Here is a 14,152-nt window from a genome sequence, read left to right on the forward strand (position 1 = left end):
ACATCGTTGATATAATTTGAAAAAGCATATCATGTCCGCCTGCTGCATATAATGCAGTGAGGTGAGATGTATGAAGAAATTCTTCGCAGCTGCCTGTGCAGCTGCTTTTCTTATGTCAGTGGGCTGTTCTTCTATTGTCAGGACAGCTGATAATACTGCGAATACCGAGTGTGGAGAGTCGAAAGCTCCCGTAAATGAAAAAGCGGCTTATGAGCCGCTGAATTACAGGGAGCAGGTGGGACTATGGCTGCCTTATGTGCGTTTCCCTGACTATATGCAGGGGAAAAGTGAAGCGGAATTCCGAAAAGCTGTAGCGCAGATAATGGAAGATGCGGCGGCAGACAGCGTTAATACCGTTTACTTTCATGTGCGACCAAATGGCGATGCTTACTATGCTTCGGAACTTTTTCCAAAAGGGACATACCTTGACGGAGATTACGACCCGCTGGAGATAGTTCTTGAAGAAGCTCATAAACGAGGAATATCCGTGCATGGGTGGATAAATCCCCTGAGACTTCAGACAGCAGAGCAGATGAATAACGTTCCTGACAGTTTTATAGTGAAAAAGTGGATAAATGCAGGTGAGCCATATGTGAAAAATGTGGGCGGACGCTGGTACCTCGACCCTGCTTATCCCGAAACAGAGGAACTCCTGCGCAATTCTGTAAGAGAGGTGCTGGATAATTATGACGTTGACGGCATACATATCGACGATTATTTCTATCCCACCACCGACCCTGAGTTCGACCGTATTGCCTTTGAAACAAGTGGGAGCGGTGACCTTGCACAGTGGCGTATTGAAAATGTGAACCGCTTTGTGAAGGCAATGTACGATACGGTCAAGGCTAAGGACAAAAGGCTTGTTTTCGGCATAAGTCCCCAGGGGAACATTGATGCGGACTATAATTCGCAGTATGCCGATGTAATGCGTTGGAGCAGCGAGGAGGGCTTCTGCGATTATATAGTTCCGCAGATATACTTCGGGTTTGAGAATGAGAACAGTCCCTTTCTGCCGACTCTGAATCAGTGGGAAGAACTGGTCGATGAAAGCAAAGTATCACTTATTATCGGACTTGCTGCCTATAAGCTTGGCAGAGAGGATAAGTGGGCAGGTGAAGCAGCAGAGCTTGAGTGGATAAATGATCCAGATATTATCAGCAAGCAGATCATGGAAGTCAAGAAATCCTCAGCCGACGGTTATGCACTTTATTATTAAGTGATAATTATGCTTTGAAATACTGCTTTATCTATTGACAAAATGTCATTGGTGTGGTATAATTTAGCAGTATTCGGGGCATTAGCGCAGCTGGGAGCGCATCACACTGGCAGTGTGGGGGTCAGGGGTTCGAATCCCCTATGCTCCACCAACGGAAAAGCCTATGTTTAGCTAAAAACATAGGCATTATTTTTAGATCATTATGCTGCAAGCGGCAGAAAACACAATATTTCCGTTAAGATTTCCGTTACGTGTATCAAGAAACGCATATTGTAACGGCAAATGCTGAAGCAATCACATAATAAAAAATAAGGCTCTCCGTGACGGAGAGCCTCAATTCATTATAAGTTATAATCAGATAGATGGAGAATATGATTCAAATATCTTTACAGCTGATAAGAGCAGCCAGAGTTTTGATAAGGCATTTAAGGCACAAAAGCACGTTCAGGACTATGTTTTTACAGACGGAATGGCTGAGAAGAGTGTTGAACGCAGATTTGCTGAGGATCTTGATTCAGCAGCAGAAGTTTGTGTATATGCTAAACTTCCGAAGGGATTCAATATACCCACTCCTTTAGGTCATTATTCTCCGGACTGGGCGATAGCATTTAATGAAGGAACAGTAAAGCATATCTATTTTATTGCCGAAACAAAGGGTTCTATGTCAAGCATTGACCTTAGACCAATTGAAAAGGCGAAGATTGACTGTGCTAGAGTTCTTTTTAACAAGATGAACACAAATACCGTCAAATATGATGTGGTAAAGAGTTACCAGGATCTATTAAACAAAATTCAATGATGATTATTGTAACCGCCCTTCACGGGCGGTCCTTCTTTTATCTTGACAAATGTATCTTCATATGATATAATCAAAACAGAACGTATATTCTGGTAATGCTTGGAGGTGAGTTGCATGTGTATGTCTTTGCGTATAGAACCAAAGGAAATGGCGGAGGTTCTAATAAAGATCAGAAAAATGTCCTTTGCTCAGGAAATGTCGATAAAGCTTGGTAAAAGTCTCATCATGTCAGGAGACTTATACCCGTCAGATATAGCTCCGGTTCTTGCACCGAACAAATATGGAAAAAAGGCTATATTTCCTATGGCATGTGGATTTACACATCAGGCTACTCCCAAGCCTCTTGCTAACTGCCGCATTGAGACTGCTGATAGGAAGCCTTTGTGGCGGGATTCATGGTACAGACGAAGATGCGTCATTCCATCCTCTTGGTATTATGAATTGGGATACCCTTTATATGATGAAGACAGTCGAAGTATGATTGAGCATAGGAATACAAAAAAGATTAAGTTCGCTATTCAGACAGAAGGTTCAGATATCACTTATATTGCAGGGCTTTACCGTTATGAGGAACATTGTGATATGCAGGTGCCTATGTTTTCTATCCTTACGCGAGAAGCAGCGGGGACTGTACGAGATATACACGACCGTATGCCGCTTATACTGGATAAGGAGAATATACTTGACTGGATACGTACTGACGGAGATTCCAGCGATATAGTAGAGAAAGCACTGACCAATATGGTATTCGAGAAGGCTGTGGAATATCATAGATCCCCAAATGAACTCATTACAATGTAAAAAAAGTATCTTTGAAGGCGGCTTCATGCCGCCTGTTCTTATATATTTCAAAAGTGTAAAAACGTGGAGTATATTATTTCCAGATGTTAACATATAATATATTTTGTTTACAAATTATTCATTCAATTGTGAAATTATTATGGTATAATATCACATATAAAGAATTTGATCATATTCATATTATATAAATTCTTTATAAAAATTAGGGGTGAAGGACTGACGGTTATGCATGGATGTATTACAATGCGACAGCTTAGTACAGGCTATAACTGCGCCCTTTCAAAATTAAACATGGTAATACAAGCGTATCACATGAGATAGGTTCTTTTGTGGTGCGCTTTTTGTGTTATCTAAAAATAAGGAGGTATGTATTTTATGAGAAACACATGGAAAAAGACAGCGGCATTCCTGCTGGCGTTCACACTGGCGGCAGTACCGCTTTCGCAGACAGGAGTCAAGGGCGGACTGTTCGGCAAGGTTGGAATAGTTGCTCATGCAGAAGATGTAATATGGAGCAACGGCACAATAATCAATACCGACACGGTGATTAACGGAAATGTAAGTGTCTCCAGTGGTGCTGAGGTTGTAATCGCTGGCAATGCTGTTGTTATAATCAACGGTGATTTAACGTTACAACCTGGTTTTTGGGAACAGGATGATTTTGATGGTGATTGGGTTTCTACAGATATTGATGTTTTTACTGGCAACTCCCCACTGCTGATTATCAACGGAAATCTTAATCTTGGAAGTCATTCATGTTTAAACGGTTGCAGGAAGCCGCATTTTTTTGTGACGGGAAGCATTTCGGGTAACGGCACTTGTTACAATAATGAGACGTTCACGACATCTTTACAAAATATCAGTTTTACAAGAGTGACAGACGGCACTTCGTACTTTACTGACGGTAACGGAAAAAAATATGTGCTTAATGGCTCATCATTTGTGCCTATGGTTGAAACGGTTGACATCTCCACCGCAACCGTAAATCTTGGGGCTGACAACAGCGTTGCATCTATCACTGTCGGCGATGATACCATAACCGACCTGTCGGGCTTCGATATCACATACGGCGTATCGGATACAGACCATACCGCAACATCTGTTCCTTCCGCGGCAGGCACATACTATGCATATGTTACCGCAAAGGACACAAACACATCTTACACAGGCACGGCTAAGAGCGATTCATTTGAAATCGTCTCACTCACAGGTTCAGGCACACAAGAGGACCCTTATCTTATAAACAGCTTAGTTGAGCTTGCTACATATGCAAATGTCGACGAATATGCAGCAGGATCGTATATCCAGCTTACAGCTGATCTTGTGTGTGACGGTGATTTTTTGGTAACAAAGTCCTCTCATATCATGCTTAACGGTCATACCTTTACTTCAGGTTCATTCACTGTTAATAACGATGTTGAAGTAGCTGTCTACGATGGTATCATCAACGCTCCGATAACGAACAACGGCTTGGCTGTTGTTTTAGGCGGCACAGTTAATGGCGCTATAACAAACAATAATGTTTTTTTGATTGATAATGCTACTATTTCAGATGCAATAACGAATAACGGCAACATTAACATGTTCGGCGGTACTGTTTCGGGCAATATAACATGTTCGGATCAGATTCATGTTTTTGGCGGTACTATTTCGGGTGATATAGATATAAGTGGAACTGGTATACTTAGAGCAGTAAAAAATGCGGACGTCAATAACGGGGCACCCACATTTAACGGCGTAATAAGAAGCAACATTGGTTCAACTGTTATAATTAGCTATGGTACGTTTGCAAACGATCCGTCAACTATCAACAATGTTGAAATACCTGAGGGCTACTACGTTAAGACTGTGACAGAGAACGATACTACTGTTTATCAGGTACTGCAAAAGTTGCCAAAAATCTCAAGCGCAAGCGTTACTCTCGGTGACGATCTCGCCCTGAATTTCTACGTTGATGGTATCGCAGATGATACGGCTGCGGCTGAATACACAGTGAACTTCACAGGTGCTTGCGTAGATGAATCCTCGGCACTTGCGTACAACGCAACTGAGGGCAAATACTATGCGACAACGCACGTTTACGCAAAGGACATCGACAAGGATATTACTGCGACACTTTGCAAGGGCAGCGATACAGTCGATACCATTGAGGATTATTCTATTACACAGTATCTGTCGTCACCTGCATTCAGCGGAGCAGATGAAAAAACAACTGCCCTTATCACTGCGACACAGAATTTCGGATATGCGTCCGCTGAGTATTTCTACGACGATAATTACGGCGTGACAGCGACATTTGAGGACTATAATCCCGATGTTTCCGCTTATGCACCGACCTTTGGCAGCGATGCTGCTAAGCTCTCCCTTGTGCTTGATTCAAAGACGGCGGCTCGTCTGTATGTCAAGGGTGATGATACAGGAACAGAAAGCACGATAAACGCTACAAAGGCGGATTATCCGTCCTATCATGAGGTTGCAGGACTGCTCCCCCAGAACCTTGCTGACGAGCAGACTATCAATGTCGGCGGTACGGATTACAAGTTCTCCGCACTCTCATGGTGCAACCGTGTACTGACGAACGGCAGTGCAAGCCAGAAGAATGTCAACATGGCGAAGGCTATCATGGCTTATTACACAGCAGCAAAGAATTATTCATCCGTTGATGTTTCAAGCGTTACTATCAAAAATGCTCCGACAGAAGCATTGTTCGTCAACAGCACAGGAACTCTCACAGCAACTGTTTCGCCTGATAACGCAACAGACAAGACCGTCGTATGGTCAAGCAGTGATCCGGACTATGTATCTATCAATGCTGAAACAGGAGAATACACGATCATGGGTACAAAGGGCTATGGCTCTGCCACGATCACTGCAACAGCTACCAATGGTACAGAAGATACATCTGATGATGTTTCAGCTACTTGCACCATAACAGGAAAGGTTCACCATACATCATTGCAAGTTGGAGACGTAATTCGTGTAGGAGAAACAATTTATACTGGCGATAAATGGCAAGTTAATATTTCACCTAATACGAGTTTTATAACTGCTCATGGAGTAATAACTTTGGTTGAAGACAAAACAGGTAGCACTACATACTATAAAATGAAGCGTGGTAGTAATGGCGCTATACCAAACTGGACAAGTTTTAAGGTAACAGATGCTACCGACGGACTTTATATAGTAAGTGGAACAGGTACAAATTCAGATAAGTTTGTATTTGCAGTTCATACGAAATAGTCTATATATGTATTGTTCCTACCGAGCTGCGGTGTGCGGCTCGGTGGGGGGTGTAACCTAAAACGGAGGTGTTAAAAATGGAAAAGGAAAAGTACATCGCTCCCGAAATGGAGATCGTGGAGTTCGATAACGAGGACGTAATTACCACAAGCAATGAGCTTGAACAGCAGTAATTGGAACACAACAGGCAGTCCATGCGACTGCCTGTTGCTATACAAGGAGCATTTATGAAAAGATTATTACCCATTCTTCTTTTGTCGGCGCTCCTGCTGACAGGCTGCCACAATGGAGACAGTTCATCAGCGGAAGATACTTCCATAGAGAGTACAACAACTACTGCGGCGGTAAGTGATTTCTCCTCAGAGCAGACTGAAAAGAATACAGAAAATAACGAATCCCCTACGGCACAGACTACTACAACTGCGAAAACCACCGAAACAACGGCGGATTTATCTGCCAAAGCAGAAAAAGCCACCACAAAATCTGTGAACAAGCAAGGCAATGATACCGTCACAACCAAAGCAAGCAGCTCTGCCGAGCCTGCAACAACTACAAAGGCACAGCAGGACGGCTCTGAGTCCGCGGCAGCCACATCAAAGCCTATTCAGCAGACAACCACACAGGCGGTGCAGGATACGCCGTCCGATACAACCGACAGCGATAAACCAATAGAGCTGCCGTTAGTACCCCTGAGATAGTGACATAAGGAGAATCCCGAATGAAAGAAGAATATACTACGCCAAGAATAGAAATCGTGGAGTTTGATACCGAGGACGTTATCACCACAAGCAGTAAAAGCGCAAAGGTAAACGATGATGGCTCCATAGATCTGCCCATAATCAACATGAATTAGTACATGAAAATTATAGGCGGCTTTATGCCGCCTGTTTCTGTCTTCTCAGTTAGTAGATTAGGTTTGTGATCTCGAAGACCACGGAGCATTCAAAATCATTGTTATAGCTATGCGAACCGCACTTCGAGGCGGTTCTGTTTTATGTATTTACATTATATTGGTATTATGCTATAATAGGTGATAAGAGAAATGATAAAGGAGCTACATATGGGACAGAAAGAGATCATCGATAGAGATACCTACAAAAAAATCAAGAAAATGAACCGAGAGGAGCTGACAAAGTCATTCTCCAGTATGGTGATGAGCTCCTTGGTGAACAAGGCAAAACCATTGATCTTCCGGCTCTTGAAGCAGAGCTGAGCAAGATCAAGGGTATCGGTGGTAAGCGCCTTGAAGAGATAATGGTCGTTATAGAGAAATTCTTGGATGTAGAATAGGGGGTATATTATGAATTCTAAAAGAATAGTAGTAGCGTTGATGTGTGCTGTAATACCGTTGGGAATAGCCATTAGTCCGGTTGGTACATCTACTGTCTTATCAGCAGAGGCAGCATCAGAAGTTAACAGCGGAACTTGCGGAAAGAATTTAACATGGAAGCTTGACAGCAGCGGTACTCTGACCGTAAGCGGTACAGGAGATATGAATGAAGATTTAGATTCAAATCCGTGTCCATGGAAGGAATACAGTGACGAGATAAAGAATGTTATTATCGGTACTGGAGTTACAAGTATAGGTATGGGTATGTTTGATAACTGCAATAACCTTACCTCATTATCGCTTTCGGATACGCTGAAGACTATTAGCGCATATTCGTTTTCGAGCTGCAAATCTCTTGAATCAGTAGTCATTCCGAACGGAGTAACCAATATTGGTACGAGTGCTTTTTCGAGCTGTAAAAAGCTTAGCAATGTTACTATACCCGCATCCGTGACGAATATAAGTGCACTAGCGTTTTCTGGGACGCCATGGTTTGAAGCTCAGAGAAGCATTGATACTCCGTTCGTAATAATAAACGGTTTGCTCATTAATGTGTTCTATAAGCTTTCGGGAGACGTTGTTATCCCATCGACCGTGAATAAAATATGCGATCAGGCAGCATGGGGCTGTTCAGAGATAACCTCGCTGACCATTCCCGAAACCGTGACCGAGATAGGTCATAATGCATTCAATGGGTGTGAGCAATTGAAATCTGTAACTATACCAAGCTCCGTGGAGAGTATCGGTATGCAGGCTTTTATCAAGTGTACTGCTCTTTCTGAGGTGTTTATCCTGAATCCTGACGCAAAAATATATGACAGAGCCAATACCTTTACCAATGAAAACGATAAGTTCAGTGGAGTAATTAAGGGATATAAAGGTTCTACGGCTGAGAAATATGCTCAGAAGTATAACTATACATTCAAAACATTAGCTCAGCTTGGAGACGTTAACTCTGATGAGTATATTAATGCTGTTGACGCTTCATCAGTTCTTGCATATTATGCTATGATCTCAACAAACCAGGATGGCGGATATGATGAGGAGCAGAAACTTGCAGCAGATGTAAATCATGACGGAATGATTAATGCCGTTGATGCATCAAATATTCTTGCGTACTATGCGTATATATCTACTACAAAAGAAGATATCCTGTCAATGGTAGAATATATGAAAAAGAATTAAGAAAATGCCCTAATATGATGATCGCCCTTCACGGGCGGTTAAGATTAATGTCTTGAAATAGTTTTTGATATGTGCTATAGTATTGAAAGAATATGTGAATTTAGGTGTTTTGTTTGAGTAAAACGTTTCCGTTATTTTTCCGTTATTGCATTAAAATTTGATATGTATTTGAAACAAATCATGGAATGACTACTATTTGAAAATGGCTAAATATCGGGACTTGTGAACTGTGAGCAACATAATGAAATTAAATCATTCTATTCTGGCAGTGTGGGGGTCAGGGGTTCGAATCCCCTATGCTCCACTTGGATAAAAAGAAAACAGGCGTTTCTTCAGTACGAGGAAACGCCTGCTTTCTTATATGAACACACATATATAAAGAGAAAAATGAAAAAAGCATCGAAATTTAATTGTATACGGCTTGGGGAGTTATCCTGCTCTGATAACGAGTGTAGGTAACTCACAACAGCTTTCATATATATAAATCGTTTCAACTCGCAGAAGTTGACAGTTTTGAGAGAAAATCGTGAAATACAACAATATTGCGTATGGTTTTATGTGAGTTTTAAATATATCAGTAGATTAAAGGAAGATAAAAAAAGCTCCTCCGAGATCTCGGAGGAGCTGGATTTATTTTTTCATATAAGCAACAATAGGTTCAATGTATCTTGGATTTGAAAAATCGTGGGACTCTGAGATAGCTTCTATCATAGCTTTTTCATCTTCATCTTTTGTTTTCTTGCTTTTCAGCATAGCCGAAAAGGTTTTCATAAGCATTTTTGAACCAAGTGACATCTTTTCATAGTCCAGACCGCCCTGACAGTAAAAAGCCTTAGCGTATTTTTTCTGTTCGTCGGTAAGTGATCTGTCCAGGAGCTTATCAACACCCGAATAGCTTGCGGGACTTGCTCCTACGGCAAATATAGCCAGCTTTTTTTCCTTCCAGCCTTCTATCCTGCTTGTGAACCATTCGGCGCGGTTTATCTTTTCGACAGATACCCAGCCGCCGTATATGATAGCATCATAGTCGTTGAAATAAGAGTCTTCTTTTTTTATTGCTTTTTTTATGGACATTACCTCTGCCCTCAGTTCGTCAGCTATCCATTCTGCATATCTTTGTGTAAATCCTGTCTGTGATGAATAAATAATCAGTGTTTTCATATAGACTCCTTTTAAGAAAACTCAGAAAGAGTTTCAGATAGCAGCGAATGCCTGCTTGAGGTCATCGAGGATATCCTCGACATTTTCAAGTCCGACGGAAAGTCTGATAAGACCGCCGTTTATTCCGCAGGCAACAAGCTGTTCGTCGGTGAGCTGACGGTGTGTAGCACTTGCAGGGTGAAGCACGCAGGTGCGGATATCAGCTACGTGTACTTCATTTGAAGCAAGCTTCAGTGAGTCCATGAACTTGACCGCTGTATTTCTGCCGCCCTTGATAACGAAGGAGATAACGCCGCTTGTACCGTCAGGGAGGTACTTCTTAGCCAGCTCGTGATACTTATTGCTCTTGAGTGCAGGGTAGTTTACGGATTCTACCTTGTCGTTGCTTTCGAGGAACTGAGCAACTGTAAGAGCGTTCTCGCAATACTGCTTCATACGGATAGGAAGTGTTTCCAGACCGAGGTTAAGGTAGAATGCGGACTGTGCTGACGGATAGCAGCCGAAGTCTCTCATAAGCTGCATTCTTGCCTTGATGATGTATGCAGCCTTGCCGTAAGTCTTTGTATAGATAGTTCCGTGGTAGCTCTCATCGGGCTCTGTGAACTCAGGGAACTTGCCGTTTGTCCAGTCAAAGTTGCCTGAATCTACGATAACGCCGCCGCCCTGTACAGCATGACCGTCCATGTATTTTGTAGTAGAGTGAACGATGATATCGGCACCGTGCTCAAAAGGTCTGCAAAGTACGGGAGTAGGGAAGGTATTGTCGATGATGAGCGGTACATTGTTTTCGTGAGCTATCTTAGCGAACTTTTCAATGTCAAATACAGCAAGAGCAGGATTTGCAAGAGTTTCGCCGAATACAGCCTTTGTATTTGGCTTGAAAGCGGCTCTTATCTCGTCCTCGGGAGCGTCTGCGTCAACGAAGATGCACTCGATGCCAAGCTTTTTGAGCGTATACGCAAAGAGGTTAACTGTTCCGCCGTAGATAGTAGCTGCTGAAATGAAGCTGTCGCCTGCCTTTAAGATATTGAGCAGTGAGAGCAGAGAAGCAGCCTGACCGCTGGAGGTACACATTGCACCTACACCGCCTTCAAGAGCGTTGATCTTTTCCTCAACAGCCATAACTGTAGGGTTTTCAAAACGCGAGTAGATAAGGCTCTTGGTCGGGTCATCGAATACCGCTGCAACATCGTCTGTAGAGTCATAAACATAAGTTGTGCTCTGAACTATAGGAACAACTCTTGGCTCAGTATTCTTGGGGGTGTAGCCTGCGTGCAGGCATTTTGTTTCGATCTTCATTGTGGGATACCTCCTGAAATATAGTTATCGTGCTTTCCTGCGCATTAGCTTCTGTACATTTGGAACACAGAATTCAAGTACAGCACAATATTTGTCGATGATAGTTATAATGTATGTCTCTTTATAGCTTGGCTTTGACCTTGTCAGCGGCCACATATGCTTTTCTATCATATCTTTTTCAAGTGCAGTGACAGAAGTCAGTTCACAGGCGTTGCTGACCGCCTGCATTGAATGGTGTTTGCTGTGGGAAACCTGCCATTTCTGCCTTGATGCGTTGTACTCCTTGCGGTCGTAATAAAAAAGATCGTGGAGCAGGCCCGCTCTTGCGGCTGACCGTGCATTGAGCCCGAATTTCCTGCAAACTATGTAGCTGTAATAGGATACGTTGACACAATGCTGAAAACGGGTGGTCGAGACATGGTGAGTGATGCTTTTCAGCTTATTGAGCTGGTTACAGTCGATAAGATCGCTGACACAGCTGTAGTAGCTGTTGGTGGTAAGATCTTTAGAGGAACATATAGCTTTTAGCATAAAAAGGTCCTCCTTAGTGCATTTTGATCAGAGCCCAAAGCCCCAATATGAATATTATACAATAAAATAGATGAAAAATCAATAAGAAAAGTTGATTAAACGTTTAAAATAATAATTGGATAAACCAATTATCATGGGTTAACACCGATGAAATGAATATGTATTGTATAAAATAGACAAAGGAAGGGCGAAAAGTTTTACGATAAATCTAAAAACAGCCGAATTTATAAATTCACTGCAATAAAGTATTGCAAAATCTGTATCATAGTGCTATAATTTAAAATGAACTGCGGTATACGCAGAATTTTGTAAAGGAGGTTTTTTAACAATGGCGTTAAAAAATCAGTATCTTATCGATTTATTAGAAACAGTTAAGAAGAGAAATCCTGGTGAGCCTGAGTTTATCCAGGCTGTTACAGAGGTTCTTGAGACTCTCCAGCCAGTTGCTGAAAAGAGACAGGACCTTATTGATGCAGGCGTTTTCGATAGAATCGTAGAGCCTGAGAGACAGATCATGTTCCGTGTTCCTTGGGTTGATGACAACGGCAAGGTACAGGTTAACAGAGGTTTCAGAATCCAGTTCAACTCTGCTATCGGACCTTACAAGGGTGGTATCAGACTTCACCCATCAGTATATCTCGGAATCATCAAGTTCCTTGGTTTCGAGCAGGTATTCAAGAACAGCCTTACAACACTCCCTATGGGCGGCGGTAAGGGCGGTTCCGATTTCGACCCTAAGGGCAAGAGCGACGGAGAGATCATGCGTTTCTGCCAGAGCTTCATGACAGAGCTCTGCAAGCACATCGGTGCTGACTGCGACGTTCCTGCAGGTGATATCGGAACAGGCGCAAGAGAGATCGGCTTCATGTTCGGTCAGTACAAGAGAATCCGCAACGAGTTCGTTGGCGTTCTCACAGGTAAGGGCCTTACATACGGCGGTTCACTCGCAAGAACAGAGGCTACAGGTTACGGTCTCTGCTACTTCACAAACGAAATGCTCCAGGCTAACGGCAAGAGCTTCAAGGGTCAGACAGTTGTTATCTCAGGTTCAGGTAACGTTGCTATCTATGCTACAGAGAAGGCTACACAGTACGGTGCTAAGGTAGTTACAGTTTCTGACTCTAACGGTTATATCTACGATCCAGACGGAATCGAGCTTGATCTCGTTAAGCAGATCAAGGAGGTTGAGCGCGGCAGAATCAAGGAGTACATCGGCAGAACTTCACACAAGAATGCTGAGTACCACGAGGGCAGCGTTTGGACACTCAAGTGCAACGCTGGCGATATCAAGCTTGACATCGCTCTTCCTTGCGCTACACAGAACGAGATCAACGGTGACGGTGCTAAGGCAATCGTTGCTAACGGCGGTTACGCTGTAGCTGAGGGTGCTAATATGCCTTCAACTCCAGAGGCTATCGAGACATACCTTTCAAACGGCATTCTCTATGGTCCTGCTAAGGCTGCTAACGCTGGCGGTGTTGCTACATCAGGTCTCGAAATGAGCCAGAACAGCGAGAGACTCAGCTGGACATTTGAAGAGGTTGACGAGAAGCTCCACGGCATCATGAAGTCTATCTTCAAGGCTTGCGATGAGGCTGCTAAGGAGTACGGCATGGCTGGCAACTACATGGCTGGTGCTAACATTGCAGGCTTCCTCAAGGTTGCTGAGGCAATGAAGGCTCAGGGCTGCGTTTGATAAAAAATAACTGATAGTGACTCATCAGTAGAGCAGTAAAGAATAATGACCTCCCGTTGTGCTAACCGACGGGAGGTTTTTAATTTTAATAAATTGCACAATTAACAGGTACTTGAATTGTTCAAAACATAGAACTTTGCGAAATATACAATAATTGTTTGAACCAATCTTGAAATATGTGCAAAATGTGATATAATATATCTGTGGTTATTTTATCGATCTTATAATTAATGAACATGAGGGGGAGTATCCGATGAAAAAATCTATCATTACAATTGAACGACAATACGGAAGCGGAGGCAGTGTCATCGGTAAGCTTGCTGCTGAAAAACTTGGTATCAAATGCTATAACCGACAGATACTCGAAATGACCGCTGAGAGATGTGGTATTGCACCAGAATATCTTGAAAATGCTGAGGAAAATGTGCCTACAAGCTTCCTCTATTCGCTGCTTTTATCAGCTAATCCCGCAAGAACTATGGAGGAAAATCTTCCCCTTTCGGATAAGGTGTTCCTTATGGAGAGCCGTATCATAAATGAGATAGCCGAAAATGAAAAAAGCTTCGTCCTTGTTGGAAGATGCGGAAATTATATCCTTGAAGAAAGAGGCTGTTTCAGCGTTTATATCTATGCTGACAATGAAGCGCGTATAAAGCGTGCTATCGAGGATTACGGCGTAAAGGAAAGCAAAGCCGAGAATATTATGAAAAAGGCTGATAAACGCCGTGAGACCTTCTATAATGTTAATACGGGAAGAACATGGCAGGACAAGGATCAGTATGAGCTTTGTCTGAACAGCGCGGTGCTGGGCGACGATCTCTGCGCGGAAATAATAGTAAAGGCTTATAAAGAGTACAACGCGCGTTTTGAAGAAGAATAAATTATAAAGAATAA

Annotated in this window: 13 protein-coding genes and 1 tRNA gene; 11 read left to right on the plus strand and 3 right to left on the minus strand. The window is 42.7% G+C overall.

The genetic code is table 11. From position 1 onward, the window contains the following. Positions 1–70 precede the first annotated feature (70 nt). From BUB28_RS06760 to BUB28_RS06795, 9 genes are all read left to right on the plus strand, one after another. Entirely contained in the window at positions 71–1,216 is a 1,146-nt protein-coding gene (locus tag BUB28_RS06760) for a glycoside hydrolase family 10-like protein (RefSeq protein ID WP_072950076.1), read from the plus strand. Positions 1,217–1,291: 75 nt separating this feature from the next. Then, positions 1,292–1,367 (plus strand) — tRNA-Ala (locus BUB28_RS06765). A gap of 231 nt (positions 1,368–1,598) precedes the next feature. After that, positions 1,599–2,015 (plus strand): restriction endonuclease, encoded by a 417-nt coding sequence (locus BUB28_RS06770; protein ID WP_278290792.1) that lies wholly within the window; start codon positions 1,599–1,601, stop codon positions 2,013–2,015. 114 nt (positions 2,016–2,129) lie between these two features. Then, positions 2,130–2,816: an SOS response-associated peptidase family protein gene (locus BUB28_RS06775; RefSeq protein ID WP_072950078.1), complete on the plus strand. Its 687-nt coding sequence runs from the start codon at positions 2,130–2,132 to the stop codon at positions 2,814–2,816. A 375-nt stretch (positions 2,817–3,191) separates the two neighbouring features. Next, positions 3,192–6,056 carry an Ig-like domain-containing protein gene (locus tag BUB28_RS06780; protein WP_072950080.1) on the plus strand — a complete coding sequence of 955 codons (2,865 nt, stop codon included), beginning with the start codon at positions 3,192–3,194 and terminating at the stop codon, positions 6,054–6,056. Between the two features lie 227 nt (positions 6,057–6,283). Further along, positions 6,284–6,754 carry a hypothetical protein gene (locus BUB28_RS06785; protein ID WP_072950081.1) on the plus strand — a complete coding sequence of 157 codons (471 nt, stop codon included), beginning with the start codon at positions 6,284–6,286 and terminating at the stop codon, positions 6,752–6,754. A 20-nt stretch (positions 6,755–6,774) separates the two neighbouring features. After that, positions 6,775–6,909: a hypothetical protein gene (locus BUB28_RS17495; RefSeq protein ID WP_278290721.1), complete on the plus strand. Its 135-nt coding sequence runs from the start codon at positions 6,775–6,777 to the stop codon at positions 6,907–6,909. A 207-nt stretch (positions 6,910–7,116) separates the two neighbouring features. Further along, entirely contained in the window at positions 7,117–7,269 is a 153-nt protein-coding gene (locus BUB28_RS06790) for a hypothetical protein (RefSeq protein ID WP_242939953.1), read from the plus strand. Between the two features lie 87 nt (positions 7,270–7,356). After that, the gene (locus BUB28_RS06795) at positions 7,357–8,571 is read left to right on the plus strand and encodes a leucine-rich repeat protein (protein WP_072950083.1); all 1,215 of its coding nucleotides are present in this window, start codon (positions 7,357–7,359) and stop codon (positions 8,569–8,571) included. Positions 8,572–9,201: 630 nt separating this feature from the next. Here BUB28_RS06795 and BUB28_RS06800 read toward each other — a convergent pair. The 3 genes from BUB28_RS06800 to BUB28_RS06810 are packed head-to-tail and all read right to left on the minus strand — an operon-like array spanning position 9,202 to position 11,562. Further along, positions 9,202–9,732, minus strand: coding sequence for a flavodoxin domain-containing protein (locus BUB28_RS06800; RefSeq protein ID WP_072950084.1), 531 nt, complete (start codon positions 9,730–9,732; stop codon positions 9,202–9,204). 33 nt (positions 9,733–9,765) lie between these two features. Then, entirely contained in the window at positions 9,766–11,031 is a 1,266-nt protein-coding gene (locus BUB28_RS06805) for an O-acetylhomoserine aminocarboxypropyltransferase/cysteine synthase family protein (protein ID WP_072950086.1), read from the minus strand. Between the two features lie 24 nt (positions 11,032–11,055). Next, positions 11,056–11,562: an HD domain-containing protein gene (locus BUB28_RS06810; protein WP_072950087.1), complete on the minus strand. Its 507-nt coding sequence runs from the start codon at positions 11,560–11,562 to the stop codon at positions 11,056–11,058. A gap of 328 nt (positions 11,563–11,890) precedes the next feature. Here BUB28_RS06810 and gdhA point away from each other — a divergent pair, with 328 nt between their 5' ends. Beyond that, positions 11,891–13,258, plus strand: coding sequence for an NADP-specific glutamate dehydrogenase (gene gdhA / locus BUB28_RS06815; protein WP_072950089.1), 1,368 nt, complete (start codon positions 11,891–11,893; stop codon positions 13,256–13,258). Positions 13,259–13,511: 253 nt separating this feature from the next. After that, on the plus strand, positions 13,512–14,138 hold the full coding sequence (locus BUB28_RS06820; RefSeq protein WP_072950090.1) for a cytidylate kinase-like family protein: 627 nt from the start codon (positions 13,512–13,514) through the stop codon (positions 14,136–14,138). Positions 14,139–14,152: the final 14 nt, after the last annotated feature.

The sequence above is a fragment of the Ruminococcus flavefaciens genome, from assembly GCF_900143025.1.
GTDB classification, from domain to species: domain Bacteria; phylum Bacillota; class Clostridia; order Oscillospirales; family Ruminococcaceae; genus Ruminococcus; species Ruminococcus flavefaciens_I.